This is a genomic window from Advenella sp. RU8 (assembly GCF_048381675.1).
Lineage (GTDB): Bacteria > Pseudomonadota > Gammaproteobacteria > Burkholderiales > Burkholderiaceae_B > Advenella.
The window spans coordinates 16664-30291 of record NZ_JBLWIS010000011.1 but is presented as its reverse complement, the minus strand read 5'-3'; the positions used below and the strand labels follow the sequence as shown (position 1 = coordinate 30291).

Genomic DNA, 13628 nt, shown 5'->3' with positions numbered 1-13628 from the left:
TGTCAGGTTTCTGGCTTGCATCCGGCAATGCCGTCTTGTAACAATACGCTTAATTCACTACAACCGGAAATTTGCCATGCGATCACTGACCCTTTTATTTCGGCCCCTGATCCTCGCTGTTGCCTTGATGCTATGTGTTATTCCCCGCCTTGCACAAGCACAAGCACAAGCACAAACACAAGATCAAAAACTCTACCTTGAGCTCTGGGCCGAAGCGGAAGCGTTCCGGTCCCTGGCATCAAAAAATTTCCTGGCAGCCCTGAAAAATTCATCTACCCCTGAGGCCAATCTTACCTTTGCCGAATTGGGTGAACTGCTTTGGCTTGATCAGGACAATGCCGATGACTGGTCGATTTTTTTCCGCCACTCACTGGTCAACTTTGTCGCGACTGGCAATGACATTGAATTTGTCTACTTTCAGAACCCCTGGGCCGATATTACCTTGATTACCCTCTGGTCACGAACGCCCAAGGATAATCGTCTGCGAATTGTGGATGTTGGCATGCTCATGAGCAGCGTTATCCGTGGCGCCAAAGTTCCGTTCCAGATAGGTCGCGGATGGATGCGTGAAAAAGCGTATGCACCGGTTGCCATTGGAGAAATAAACGCAAAAACCACCAACCAGATCACCGATGCAGGAATAGGCAAAATCTCCAATCCGCTGGCCTCCCTGACAAGTGAACAGGCAGAAGCCATGGTTGCCGGCTCTGCCCTGCAATGGATGGAGTATCAGACCAGCCTGTTGCCATTGTTCGCCGATGAAACCGGCATAGCAAGTGCTATGCGCGCTGCCTGGAACAACGTGATGACTGCTGTCAACAAGAAACAACTAGCCAATGTGTTACCAGCCAACTCTCCCATTAAAAAACTTAACGCCATCGATCCGGCACTGTGGGCTTCTTTAGAACCAGTTGCCTATATCGAAAATGAGGGAAATGCAGTATCAATCTTTGCATCTTCACGCAATCCCAACACTTATGCGGCCTTAGCAATCAAAGGGGATGATAAAAAAGCAAAAATAACCCATTTTGATTTTTACCAGTTTTCCGATTTTCTGGACAAGGACGCAAAATGAATTATCCAGTTTTAACGACATTGGGTCTCTCGCTGTGTATCACAAGCGTAGCCATGGCACAAAAAACAGCGACTGTTATCGTACCGCCCCCCAGCAATTTCAACGCCATTCCCACAGCACGTAGTCAAGATGACAAGCCAGCTCCCTTCTGGGTTGTAGCGCAAGATAATCGCCCTACAAGTGACCGATTAAGTCCCACGGAAGAAACCCTGATTAAAGCAGGTGAATATGCCACCGACTCTGCTGTAGACCCTAGCGTTGAATTAACCAAAGCTTACACGCAGAAAATCGCCGAAAAGCTGGAAAAGACTAGTAATCGAGACAACCGTCGATTAGCAAGCCATCTTAAAGGCATCGCGACTAAAAACAGAACACCCGGCTACGTAACCCCAAAAACAGCGTTGGATAAAAGTAAAGCCCTCGCTACCAAAGCTGCTGATTCCACTAAAAAAACTAACCAGGCCAAGACAAAAACCAACTTCCTGTCAAAACTGGGTACGGTGCTTAACCTCATTGAAGTCGTTTCAGTTGCAGCCGAAACTGCAGGTTACCTTTCAGCCGGTGACACCATAGGTGCTACCAGCGCTGCTGTCAAAGGGGGGGTCAAGAAAGGAGCTGAAACAGCCGGTGCGCTAGCCGGTTCTGTCTTTACACCGGCAGGATCAATCGCTGGTGCCATGGCTGGCAACGCAGCCTATAAAGAATTTGTCGAACCTAAGATTGAGGCAGCAGAAGAAGCCGCCCGTGACGAACAAACCCGCAAAAAATACGTAAATAAACCCTGGTACACGCCTCAACAGTATATGGACAGCGATGGCAATATCCAATACCTTTCAGAAGACCAATATATGGACAAAGAAACCGGTGATATTTACACGCGTAGTCCAGAGGAACAAAAAGAATACGAACATCAACAGCGCGTCCACTGGCAAAACCAAAATACCTTGCAAAAACTGATAGAAGATTATAAGAATGGAAAACTCAGCGGTAAAGACCTGCTCGATCTTATAGAGCGCTACGATCGCCACGATGACGATTCCGTCTGGGATCCCGAAGCCGATACAGAAACGGATGAAGAAGCAAATGAAGAAACCAAAACGGAAACAGATGAAGACCAACCTGATTTTCAAGCGTTATTAGCAGATGTTCCTCCTGTTAAGCTAACCGCTAAGGGTTCAAAAACCCGAAAAATTGGTGATCTGACTGTACTAGAAACATATACCTTTACTTTCTGGAATGTAGGTAATTATGTTCCCCAATATAAGGCAGCAAGCCTTCGGGTTGATTTTACAAGCAAGACACACAACGACTACAATGTAATGACTGGCACATTCAGCGGAGGTCCTAACGGAACGATAACAATTCAACACGATGAAGGCTCGGAATCTTTCAATCTACGCAACGGTACACACGTGACAGGCGAACTGGGCAATTTGCCTATTTCAAACCCCGCCGCTTTTGCAAACTGGCCCAAAGAACTTAAATAAGCACACTTTCAGGTACGTGGCATTCACAAGAACGTACCTGCTAGCAATAACCATAACTACTAAACGGAGATCTGCCATGCGATCCCTGAATGTTATGCTAAGGTCCCTGATCCTTGTTTTGACTATGGTGCTGTACCTTGCCCCTGCTGTTAGTCACGCACAAAGTAAAAAACTCAACACCGAGCTTTTGGTGGAAGCAGAAACATTCCGGTTCTTTGCGGCCAGTGATTTCATAAATGCACTCAAAATGTCTTCCACCCCGGAGGCTAATCTCAAGTTTGCCGAACTGGGTGAACTACTCTGGTCGGGTGATGCAAATGCAGATAACTGGTCCATTTTTTTTCGCCACAGTTTAATTAACTTTGTCGCAGGTAATTATGAAGTGGAAACCATTGTTTTCCAGCATCCCTGGGCTGATATTTCACTGTTAACTGGCTGGTCACGCAATCCAAAAGACAAACGCATGCGTATTGTTGATGTTGGCATCATCATGAACAGCGTCGCACGCGGAGCCAAAGTCCCGTTTCCGGTGGGACGTGGCTGGATGAATGAAAAAAGCTACGCCCCCAACGCTGTGGGTAGCATGAACGCAGCTACTACCAAAGCCATTGCCGATTTTGAGTCAGGTAAAACCAAACATCCCTTGGAAAAACTCAGCGAAGAGGAAGTATGGGGAATGATTGCCGGTGTTGGCCTGCAATGGATGGAACAACAGGCTGATCTCTTACCCTTGCTCATTGATGAACCTGGCATCTCACGTACCATGCGTTTGGCCTGGAATGAGGTGATGGCAGCCGCCCAGCAAGGTCGACTGGCCGAGGTGCTACCCGCAAATGCAGTGATCGAGGCATTTGAGGGGATTAATCCTTTATTCTGGGGCACTCTTGAGCCGGTGGCCTATGTGGAAACCGATGACGGTGCGGTATCGCTTCACGCCTCATGGCGAAATCCCAATATTTACGCGGTATTGGCCATTCGTGGAGATGAAACACGCGCAGAAATTACGCATTTTGACCTTTACCAGTTTTCAGACTTTATCAAGAAAGGTGCCAAATGACCCCTCGCCTCCTTTCATTTGTTGGCCTCTCGCTGTGCATCACGGGTTCTGTCTGGGCACAAGGCATGCAACGCAGCATTATGCCACCTCCCACCAGCATCTTTCCTGCTTCGTCACTTCAAGGCAGTGTTGCCTCAACCGGGCCGCGCTGGCCGTCTCAAAAAACCACTCAAACCGACAATGGCAGCTCACTTAGTTCGGTCGAGAAAGGTATTATCAAAACCGTTGATACCGCAACCTATGCCCCTGTCGATACTGCGTTGGGCCATTTAACTAATACTGCAGAGGCGCACGCTCAAAATCTGAACGGTATCGTTGAAGGCACAATATCAAAAGAACAAAAAGGCATTGACAAACTGGCTGAGCGTTATAAAAACAGTCCATCCAAGAGAAAACAGATTGATGTACGTGCCGCCAAGCGCGGGATGGAAACGAATGTTTCCAAAGTGCGCAAACCCGCTGAAACTGCGGCCAAAGGTGCGAGTTTTCTGTCCACACTAGGGACGGCACTTAAGATCCTTGACGTTGTATCGGTCGCAGCACAAGGGGTAGCCTATCTCGCCGAAGGTGACACCACGGGTGCTGCAGGCGTCATGGCGGGTGAAATCACCAAAAAAACTTCTGAAGGTATTGGAGCCATTACCGGCTCATTTTTCGTACCGGTTGTCGGATCTATTGGGGGTGCAGCGTTAGGTAATGAAGCATGGGAACGCGCGATCAAACCCGAAATTGAAAAACGTGAACAAGCCTTGCGTGAGGCCGAGTATCTTCATGCCAAGCTGAACAAGCCCTGGCTAAAACACCAACAATTTATTGATAGCACCGGTAGTGTGCGCGATCTTGAAGATGATCAATATGTTGAACGCGGTAGTGGTCTAGTACGTAGACGCACACCCGAGGAACAGGCTGGATTCGAACGGGCCGAATACACCCAATGGCGCAACAAAAAAACCTGGGAACAAATCAACAAAGATCATGCCGACGGCAAAATTGATGATGAACGCCTGAGCGAACTTCATGTCAGCTACGCAAACCGTAGTTTGGTTGACCCTTGGCAACCTTCAGGCTTGTCGTTTGTCGAACAGCCAACGCCGCGTAGCCAAGAAGAACTGATTGCAAGGATTAATCCAACACAACTGACGGCATCAGGATCAACGACTGAAAGTATCGAAGGCTATACGATTCTTACCAACCTTGAATTTGCTTTTTGGAACCTTGGCAATTATTCACCAGAACACAATAAAGCCGTTCTTAAAATCACATCCAGCCATGATGAAACTGTTGTCTTGGTGGGCACGTTCTCAGGGGGCCCGAACGGCACCTTAAGCTTTTCCCATGAAGGTGAAATCCAAACCTTTCAAGTAAGAAATGGGACCCATATCATCGCTGAGGTGGAACGACTATCAAGCGATGGCAGTGAAATTGAAACCGTCACATTAACCTTGCCATTGTCTAACCCATCAGTTTTTGCAGACTGGCCGAAAGAGCTAAGATAAGCACAATTTGAAGCGCAATCTATAACAACTAGCCTTATAACAAGATATTTAACGACCAAAAACGGAAATTTGTCATGCGATCCCTGCACTTGCTCAGACGCCAACTACTGATTACGCTTGCTATATTACTTTGTATTGTCCCGCATATAGCGCAGGCACAGAACGCAAAACTTTCTCGTGAACTCTGGGCTGAAGCAGAAGCCTTCCGGTTCTTTGCCTCGGGCAATTTTATTACTGCCCTTGACATGGCATCTACTCCCGAAGCTAACCTTAAGTTTGCAGAACTGGGGAAGATGCTTTGGCCTAACCAAACAAGCACAGATGCATGGTCCCTCTTTTTCAGGCACTCACTTATCAACTTTGTAGCCGGTGAATATGACATTGAAACCGTCTTTTTCCAACACCCTTGGGCTGATATCGTTCTCCTTACAGCGTGGTCGCGTAGTCCTAAAGACAAACGGTTCAGAATTGTCAATATCGGCGTTGCTATGGGCAGTGTTATACGTGGCGCCCAAGCGCCTTTTCCTGTAGGACGTGGCTGGATAAATGAAAAACGTTATGTGCCTGATGCGGTTGGCACCATAAATGCCAAAACCACTAATACGATTGCCCGTTTTGAAGCGGGTGAAACTAACAGCCCTATAGCTAATTTTGGTGAAGATGAATCCTTGGCAATGATTGCAGGTGCACAATTCCAATGGATGGAGCACCAAACCGATATTCTGCCCTTACTGGTGGATGAACCCGGTACGGCACGTGCCATGCGTTTTGCCTGGAATGAAGTCATGGCTGCTGCCCAAGAGGGCCGACTGGCCGAAGTCCTGCCACCTAACGCTTTAGTCGATGCCTTCAAAAACATAGATCCGGCACTTTGGGGCACCTTGGAACCGGTTGCTTATGTCGAAACTGACAAAGGTGCAGTATCACTTCATACTTCTTGGCGCAATCCTGATATCTATGCGGTATTAGCCATTACGGGTGATGACAAGCAAGCCAAAATTACTGATTTTGATCTCTACCGGTTTTCCAACTTCCTCAAGAAGGGCAAAAAATGATTACCCGCATCCTTTTTACTTTCAGCCTATCGCTATGTATCACCGGTTCTGTGGCTGCACAAGGCATGCAGCGCAGTGTTATTCCCCCTTCAACCAGCATCATGCAAGCACCTACCAGCATCATGCCACCGCCCACCAGCTTGTTTCCCACTCCCTCACTCCAACCCAGCGTGACATCTGGACCACGTTGGCGTTCGGCTAAAAAGAATGAAGAAAACCTCACAAGACAAGTAGAAGACGGCCTGATCATAGCGGGTGATTTTTCGACTTCGGCTGTGGCCGGTAGTACTATTGACACTATCCACGATGCCTCCATCAATGAAGCTGTCAACCTGAAACAAGCACAAAAAGAGGCAGCAAAAATAGGCCGAGAAGGATTGGCAGGACTAGACAAACGTTATGGCAGCAATCCCAATCCCAATGTAAAGACAGCACTAGACGATGCACGACGCAAAATTAATGCCGAAGTCGATGACCTTGGCAAACAGGCCGATAGCGCGGCTGCCCAAGGCTCCTTTTTAGCAAAACTGGGTAAAGTCCTTGAAATTCTTGATTTTGTTTCAGTGGCCGCACAGGGAGCTGGCTATCTTTCCGTTGGAGATCGCACGGGGGCTGCAGGTGTAGTCGCTGGCGAAATGACCAAAAAGCTCGCTGAGGGCGGCGGTGCCCTAGCCGGCTCTTTTGTGCCCGGCGGATCGGTATTCGGTGCATGGGCAGGCAACAAGGCCTGGGAAGAAAATATCAAACCTGAAATTGAAAAACGCGAACAGGCATTAAGAGAAGAAGAGTTACGCAGAGCCGTTCTCAACAAGCCTTGGCTAAGACCCAAAGAGTTTATGGACGGTACTGGCCGCACTCGTACTCTTAAAGAAAACCAATACATTGATCCTGTTTCCAACCTTGTACGCCAGCGTACCCCCGAGGAACAAGCTGGGTTTGAGCGTGTAGAATATACCAAATGGCGCAACGATAGAACATGGGAGCAAATCAATAAAGATTATGCCGAAGGTAAAATTGATGATAAACGTTTGGCCGCGCTTCAAGTCAGCTATGCAAACCGTAGTTTGGTTGACCCTTGGCAACCGCTTGACCTTAATTTTCCTATACCAGAGGAACCTGGCCAAGAAGAGGCTAAAAAAGAAGAACCAAGTACCGAAGAGCTCATCGCCGAGATAACACCTGTTCAACTGACCGCCTCAGGGTCCATCACAGAAACCTTCATGGGCACCAATGTAGTGACCACGTTTGAAGTGGGTTTCTGGAATTTAGGCGCATATTCACCGGCTCACAGCAAAGCCGTCCTCAAAATAACCTCAACCCATGAGCAAGCATTTGCACTCGTTGGTACCTTTTCGGGGGGGCCTAATGGCTCCCTGAAATTTGCAAGTGATGGTGAAGAAATTACCTTTCAACTACAAAACGGCTCCTATCTAAGCGGTGAGATGGAAAAACTCATCAATAATGGTACAGATATAGAAACATTTAACTTAACAATGCCGATTTCAGATCCCTCTGCTTTCGCGGACTGGCCTAAAAATCTGCAATAAGCCTTTTAACAAGACAGGCAAAATGAACTGATAATCAAATATAAATGCAGAAAGCAAGCAACAGGAAACGCTGTAGAATTGACGCTTTGCCTGAACAGCACCACTTCTACCGTTTAATCTATATAGGCGGGTCAGGCAATTAAATGTTAGAATGAGCCTTATAGTGGAAAAGTGGGTCAGGAATGGCCCTTTTATTTTCCTTCAGCATCAAAATACAGGCCTCTCAAACAGTCATATGACAGATCAATATAATTCACTGTATCAATCATTTGAATGGTTAGTTCCATCACATTTCAATATTGCGGATGCCTGCTGTCATCGCTGGGCCTCCAGTCCGCATGAAGCCCGTCAAGTTGCCATTTATTTCGAAGATCAGGTGGGCCAGCTGACCATGCTGACTTACGGCCAGCTCTCAGAACAAGTCAATAAACTGGCCAATGGTTTCATCCGCATGGGCATACAGCCCCAGGATCGCATTGCGATTGCCCTGCAGCACTCGGCAGAAAGTGCAGTTACCCAGTTGGCTGCACTTACCGTGGGTGCCATTGCCGTACCGCTCACCGCAACCCTGACAGCGGCCGAATATGCCGAACGCATTCACGACTCACAAGCCAGGGTGGCCATTGTTGACAAACATTCCATTGCCCCCATGATGTCCGCCATCGACAACCACTCTCCGGTCAAGCAAATCATTGGCATTCATACTGAAGATGAACGCATCATTCCTTGGCGTACCCTGCTGGCCAGACAGCCAGGCACTTTCACCCCCGTTGTCGTTGCCGCCAACTCACCGGCCCTGCTGCTGTACCCGCACCCGTCAGAAAACAAACCCCTGAAGGGCACCATCCTGCATCACAGTGCGCTCATCGGCACCCTGCCGGGTTTTGTGGCCTCCCAAAACTGGTTTCCGAAAGGCAAGGATATTCTTTGGACATCCTTTGACTGGAGCACGCCCAACGGCCTTCTGAATGCCCTGCTGCCTACGCTTTACTTTGGTCGTTCGATTGTGGGCTGTCCAAGCGGACGCACCATTCCGCGCCTGTTTACCTTGCTGGAACACTACCAGATAACCAATATGCTGGTCTCCAGCTACGAGCTTGAACGCATCAAGAATCACCCAGATCCCTTGCTGGAATTCCAGATTGCCATACGTTGCATTACCTGCCCCGACACTGAAGTTACCCAGCCACTGCGAGACTGGGTCAGCGAACGCTTCAAAGTCAGCATCAACAGTATTTTTGCCCCTTTGGGCTTTGGCTACATTATTGGTGAAAGCCATGAAAAATGGCCATCACAGTACGGTAGTATGGGCAAACCCTATCCAGGCCACACCATTGCCATCGTTAACGAAGATGGTGAAGAAGTTGACATCGGCCAGGTTGGAGAAATTGCCATTCACACTACCGATCAATACGACTACCCCGACCCCACTGTTGCACTTTCATACTGGTCAAACGCACAAATTCATGAAACACCCAAACTCGGCGAATGGGTCAGTACCGGTGTCATGGGCTATGCGGATAACGAAGGCTACATCTGGCGTGCCGCTATTGACGCCACAAAACCCGTCAGTGAACAAATTTCTTAATAGGAAACGAGATGGCCATTTACCAACTTGAAAATCTGGTACCCAACATAGATCCCACTGCATTTATCTTTGAAAATGCCACCCTGATTGGTAATGTAACACTGGCCGCCAATGTCAGCATTTGGGCCAATGTTTCCATCCGTGCCGATAATGCCAGTATTACCATCGATGAAAACAGCAACGTACAGGAAGGCAGTGTATTGCACGTTGATGAAGGTGTACCGCTTTATATTGCCAAAAATGTAACGGTAGGCCATCAGGCCATGCTGCACGGCTGCACCATTGGTGAAGGTTCATTAATCGGGATGCAGGCCATCGTGCTTAACAAGGCCGTTATCGGTAAAAACTGCATTATCGGGGCGGGCGCCATTGTTCCCGAAGGAAAGGTGATCCCCGACAACTCACTGGTCATTGGCGTTGCAAAAATTGCCCGCACCTTGACCGATGAAGACCTTGCCGGTGTTCACGCAGGCACCCGTCACTACGTAGAACAAGGTAAACGCTACTCTCAACACCTGAAACGCCTTGATTAATCCGTCTCAGGTCATATTTTTCTTGCTGTCATGAACGATTCCTTAAAAAAATACCTGTTTGAAGACCGCAGTACGCGAGTTCAAACAGTCAATCTTACCCAAACCTGGGCCGAGGCACTGACGCACCAGCACTATCCCCCTATTATCCGCAAGTTATTGGGAGAATTAAGTGCAGCGGCTGTCCTGCTTACTTCAAACATAAAATTTGAAGGCTCATTAATTCTTCAGCTGCAAGGTGATGGCCCTATCAGCCTGATAGTGGTTGAATGCGACTCAGCGCTTCGCGTACGCGCCACGGTCAAAATGCGCCAAGAGTTTATCTGCCCTGAAAATGGCACCCTGCAAACCCTGCTTAATGCCAATGGCAATGGCCGGTTTTCGGTAATCCTTGATCCCCAAAACCGGGCAGAAGGCATGCAACCCTATCAGGGGATTGTACCCATGCAAGGTCATTCAGTGGCACAAGTGCTAGAGCACTACATGAAACACTCGGAGCAACTTGAGACCCGTTTATGGCTTGCCGCCAACGATCAAAAAGCCTGTGGGGTCCTGCTTCAACAGCTTCCTTCCTCGGGTGGAATAGCGGCAAGCACGCAAAGCCCCGATGACACCTGGGAACGTGCCGTCCAGTTTGCGGAAACCCTTACTACCGAAGAGCTGCTTTCCATTGATGAAGACACCCTGATCCATCGCCTGTATTGGGAAGAAACCCTGATTGCCTATGAGCCGCTGGCGATTTCCTGGTTTTGTCCCTGTACCCGTGAACGGGTTGGTAACATGTTGAAAATGCTGGGTAGCGAAGAAGTGGCCAGCATTCTAAGCGAACGGGACAAGATTGAGGTTTCCTGTGATTTCTGCGGCAAACCCTATGTTTTTGATCCGATAGACTGTGCCAAGCTTTTTATCAATCCAGACAACTTTATTATCCCTGGCAATAAATCGACCCATTAAAAATAAACCTGTTGATTGGATATAAGCATCCATTTGTGAAATTCACAATTTACAGTATGAAAGAGTAAGCACAGACTAGCGTCATGCTTACTCTTTTCTTTTTTTGCACCAATGATAAAAAGCCATCTGCCCAAGCATGGTCAAACCAAAAATAACAAAGGATTTGGTTCGGTAGAATTTTTACTGGTAGCCGCTCCATTATTAATGCTTGGCATGGGCTCAATAGAAGCCTCATATTGGTATATTACCCGTCAGGCAAGCAGCCTTGCCCTATTTGAGGCCGCGCGCGCTGCAGCAACCAGCCATGCCAACCCCCAGAATATAGAACAGGCCTTTGAAAAAGCCTTACAGCCTCTGTTTGTGCCTGCCGGCAATTTCACCAGCCCGAGCGCGCGCATGCTGGCTTATTTCAGTAGCATCCAGAAAAAAACCGGGCTAGCCCCATGGCGCATTGTAATAAAAAACCCAAACCAGGCAGATTTTATAGATTTCCAACGCAAAGACCTGCCAATATCGCAACAAACCGGCCTGCCCGCCATCGACAACAACTATCAATACGAACAGCACCAACGTTCGGGTACAGGCACATTCTCAGGACACAATATTTTTCAGGCCAATACGCTGCAAATAGAACTCACCTACCCTTACCGGGCACTGATTCCCGGTCTTGGCCAATTATTCAGGCTCCTGGCTGATAACCAGCAAGATTACGATAAGCAACTCATGCGCCAAGGCATTCTACCCATCAAGCAAACCCTGTCCATCAGCATGCAATCACACCCCGTTCTGTGGCCGGTAGAAGCTAACGGAAAAGTACTTTACAGCCATACCCCGGCATCAGGAAACGGAATTGACAGTTCACACACACAAGGCATGCCAACATGTTCGGGTCTTTGGTGTGAACTAAACACCAGGCCCATTGATGCCCCCATACCAAGCGAAACCACGCTCCCTGATAATCCACTAAATACCATACCTGACAACCAACAAGTACCAAGCCCCAATGAAACGGGCAACAACAGTCCTACGGCATCAAACGAACCGTTACCGGAAGAAGGAATTTCAGTCGATGGAAAAGATCCTGCTTGTGGCGTTACCCTTTGCTGTACATAGCAAAAGCAACAATACCCGGGAGCTTATGGCGCGGAAGGTGTGGGGGTGGCTGCAGGTTTGGCTGTTTCGGTTTTTTTGCCAATAGGCAAGGAAACCGTAGGCACTGCTTCATTGGGAACCAGGATTTGCACCAGGACCTCACCCTCATTAATCATGCCCATTTCTATGCGGGCGCGATCTTCAAGGGCCTGACTGCCTGACTCCAAATCCTGGACCTCGGCTTTCATGGCATTGTTTCGGGCTAACAATGCCTTGTTTTTTTCATGCTGCTCTTGAAGTTGCTGCTTTAACTCTGCCACCCGCAACCAGCCCGAATCACCCTTCCATAAGGGATACTGTATCGCGATACATGCCAGCAGGAGCAACAATAAGAGCAAACGCATGAAATTACCAGCCGATTAGCGGTTACGCAGGTTATAGAATGCATCTACACCAGGGTAATGAGCCACTTCAGCCAGTTCTTCTTCGATGCGAAGCAACTGGTTGTATTTGGCCATACGATCGGAACGGGACAGCGAACCGGTTTTGATTTGCATGGCACTGGTGGCTACGGCAATATCAGCAATGGTCGAGTCTTCGGTTTCACCTGAACGGTGTGAAATGACAGCGGTATAACCGGCACGTTTGGCCATTTCAATGGCAGCAAAAGTTTCGGTAAGCGTACCAATCTGGTTGATTTTAATCAGGATAGAGTTACCCACACCCTTTTCAATACCTTGCTTCAGGATTTTGGTGTTGGTTACAAACAGGTCATCACCCACCAGCTGCACTTTCTTGCCCAACAGGTCTGTCAGGATTTTCCAGCCTTCCCAATCGTTTTCAGACATACCGTCTTCAATGGACACGATAGGATATTTATCGCACCATGAAGCCAACAGGTTGGCAAACTCTTGTGAAGTCAGGGAAATACCGCCTTCACCTTGCAGATGGTATTTACCATCTTTGTAGAACTCGGAACTGGCGCAGTCAAGGCCCAAGGCAATTTGCGTACCGGCTTCATAACCTGCATCGGCAATTGCTTTCAGGATAAGCTGAATAGCAGCTTCGTGGTTGGGTACATTAGGTGCAAAACCACCTTCATCACCTACCGCAGTTGACATGCCCTGGTCGTGAATAATTTTTTTCAACGCGTGGAAAACTTCTGCACCCATACGCAAGGCTTCACGGAAGCTGCTGGCTCCGACTGGCAGAATCATGAACTCTTGCATATCAAGGGTATTATTGGCATGCGCACCACCGTTGATGACGTTCATCATGGGTACAGGCATGCTCATGGGGCCACTGCCGCCAAAGTAGCGGTACAAAGAGAGGCCGGACTCATCGGCTGCAGCACGGGCAACTGCCATACTGACAGCCAGCAGAGCGTTGGCACCTAGACGCTCTTTGGATTCGGTTCCATCAAGGTCAATCAAGGTACGGTCGATAAAGGTTTGTTCCTGTGCATCCAGGCCAATCAGGGCTTCGGAAATTTCTGTATTGACATTCTCAACAGCTTTTAAAACGCCTTTACCCAAATAACGTGATTTATCGCCGTCACGCAATTCGATGGCCTCACGTTCACCGGTTGATGCTCCAGAAGGAACCGCTGCACGCCCCATAGCGCCGGATTCCAATAAAACATCACATTCAACAGTCGGGTTTCCGCGAGAGTCCAAAATTTCACGGCCGATAATATCTACAATAGCACTCATGGTTATGAATTTCCTGCCTGTTCAAGTATTACAAA

At 48.3% G+C, this 13628-nt stretch carries 12 protein-coding genes; 10 read left to right on the top strand and 2 right to left on the bottom strand.

All coding sequences use genetic code 11. The annotated features are described in order from the left end of the window. Positions 1-76 precede the first annotated feature (76 nt). From ACM5Q9_RS12410 to ACM5Q9_RS12365, 10 genes are all read left to right on the top strand, one after another. The gene (locus tag ACM5Q9_RS12410) at positions 77-1075 is read left to right on the top strand and encodes a hypothetical protein (RefSeq protein WP_418145058.1); all 999 of its coding nucleotides are present in this window, start codon (positions 77-79) and stop codon (positions 1073-1075) included. A 53-nt stretch (positions 1076-1128) separates the two neighbouring features. Then, on the top strand, positions 1129-2562 hold the full coding sequence (locus ACM5Q9_RS12405) for a hypothetical protein (protein WP_418145057.1): 1434 nt from the start codon (positions 1129-1131) through the stop codon (positions 2560-2562). A gap of 76 nt (positions 2563-2638) precedes the next feature. Next, positions 2639-3619: a hypothetical protein gene (locus tag ACM5Q9_RS12400; RefSeq protein WP_418145056.1), complete on the top strand. Its 981-nt coding sequence runs from the start codon at positions 2639-2641 to the stop codon at positions 3617-3619. Continuing rightward, complete coding sequence (locus ACM5Q9_RS12395; protein WP_418145055.1) at positions 3616-5115, top strand: hypothetical protein; 1500 nt, start codon at positions 3616-3618, stop codon at positions 5113-5115. Before ACM5Q9_RS12400 ends, ACM5Q9_RS12395 begins: the two co-directional genes overlap by 4 nt. A 74-nt stretch (positions 5116-5189) precedes the next feature. Then, on the top strand, positions 5190-6170 hold the full coding sequence (locus tag ACM5Q9_RS12390) for a hypothetical protein (RefSeq protein ID WP_418145054.1): 981 nt from the start codon (positions 5190-5192) through the stop codon (positions 6168-6170). Further along, positions 6167-7717: a hypothetical protein gene (locus ACM5Q9_RS12385; protein WP_418145053.1), complete on the top strand. Its 1551-nt coding sequence runs from the start codon at positions 6167-6169 to the stop codon at positions 7715-7717. The genes ACM5Q9_RS12390 and ACM5Q9_RS12385 overlap by 4 nt, the downstream gene beginning before the upstream one ends. A gap of 235 nt (positions 7718-7952) precedes the next feature. Further along, positions 7953-9305, top strand: a complete 1353-nt coding sequence (locus tag ACM5Q9_RS12380) for an AMP-binding protein (RefSeq protein ID WP_418145052.1) — start codon at positions 7953-7955, stop codon at positions 9303-9305. Positions 9306-9316: 11 nt separating this feature from the next. Beyond that, positions 9317-9838, top strand: a complete 522-nt coding sequence (locus ACM5Q9_RS12375) for a gamma carbonic anhydrase family protein (RefSeq protein WP_418145051.1) — start codon at positions 9317-9319, stop codon at positions 9836-9838. A 30-nt stretch (positions 9839-9868) separates the two neighbouring features. Next, on the top strand, positions 9869-10789 hold the full coding sequence (hslO, locus tag ACM5Q9_RS12370) for an Hsp33 family molecular chaperone HslO (protein WP_418145050.1): 921 nt from the start codon (positions 9869-9871) through the stop codon (positions 10787-10789). Between the two features lie 111 nt (positions 10790-10900). Continuing rightward, positions 10901-11902, top strand: a complete 1002-nt coding sequence (locus tag ACM5Q9_RS12365; RefSeq protein ID WP_418145049.1) for a TadE/TadG family type IV pilus assembly protein — start codon at positions 10901-10903, stop codon at positions 11900-11902. A gap of 23 nt (positions 11903-11925) precedes the next feature. On the opposite strand, the gene ftsB is transcribed toward ACM5Q9_RS12365, so the two are convergent. Together ftsB and eno are read right to left on the bottom strand one after the other, a co-directional pair. Continuing rightward, positions 11926-12285, bottom strand: coding sequence for a cell division protein FtsB (gene ftsB / locus ACM5Q9_RS12360; RefSeq protein WP_418145048.1), 360 nt, complete (start codon positions 12283-12285; stop codon positions 11926-11928). 15 nt (positions 12286-12300) lie between these two features. After that, entirely contained in the window at positions 12301-13593 is a 1293-nt protein-coding gene (gene eno / locus ACM5Q9_RS12355) for a phosphopyruvate hydratase (RefSeq protein ID WP_418145047.1), read from the bottom strand. Positions 13594-13628: the final 35 nt, after the last annotated feature.

What these genes read in the sequence shown, in the direction of transcription:
- ACM5Q9_RS12375 (WP_418145051.1), top strand. Translation starts at nt 9,317, where the DNA reads ATGGCCATTTACCAACTTGAAAATCTGGTACCCAACATAGATCCCACT.
- eno (WP_418145047.1), bottom strand. Translation starts at nt 13,593, where the DNA reads ATGAGTGCTATTGTAGATATTATCGGCCGTGAAATTTTGGACTCTCGC.
- ACM5Q9_RS12380 (WP_418145052.1), top strand. Translation starts at nt 7,953, where the DNA reads ATGACAGATCAATATAATTCACTGTATCAATCATTTGAATGGTTAGTT.
- ACM5Q9_RS12385 (WP_418145053.1), top strand. Translation starts at nt 6,167, where the DNA reads ATGATTACCCGCATCCTTTTTACTTTCAGCCTATCGCTATGTATCACC.
- ftsB (WP_418145048.1), bottom strand. Translation starts at nt 12,285, where the DNA reads ATGCGTTTGCTCTTATTGTTGCTCCTGCTGGCATGTATCGCGATACAG.
- ACM5Q9_RS12395 (WP_418145055.1), top strand. Translation starts at nt 3,616, where the DNA reads ATGACCCCTCGCCTCCTTTCATTTGTTGGCCTCTCGCTGTGCATCACG.
- ACM5Q9_RS12400 (WP_418145056.1), top strand. Translation starts at nt 2,639, where the DNA reads ATGCGATCCCTGAATGTTATGCTAAGGTCCCTGATCCTTGTTTTGACT.
- hslO (WP_418145050.1), top strand. Translation starts at nt 9,869, where the DNA reads ATGAACGATTCCTTAAAAAAATACCTGTTTGAAGACCGCAGTACGCGA.
- ACM5Q9_RS12410 (WP_418145058.1), top strand. Translation starts at nt 77, where the DNA reads ATGCGATCACTGACCCTTTTATTTCGGCCCCTGATCCTCGCTGTTGCC.
- ACM5Q9_RS12390 (WP_418145054.1), top strand. Translation starts at nt 5,190, where the DNA reads ATGCGATCCCTGCACTTGCTCAGACGCCAACTACTGATTACGCTTGCT.
- ACM5Q9_RS12365 (WP_418145049.1), top strand. Translation starts at nt 10,901, where the DNA reads ATGATAAAAAGCCATCTGCCCAAGCATGGTCAAACCAAAAATAACAAA.
- ACM5Q9_RS12405 (WP_418145057.1), top strand. Translation starts at nt 1,129, where the DNA reads ATGGCACAAAAAACAGCGACTGTTATCGTACCGCCCCCCAGCAATTTC.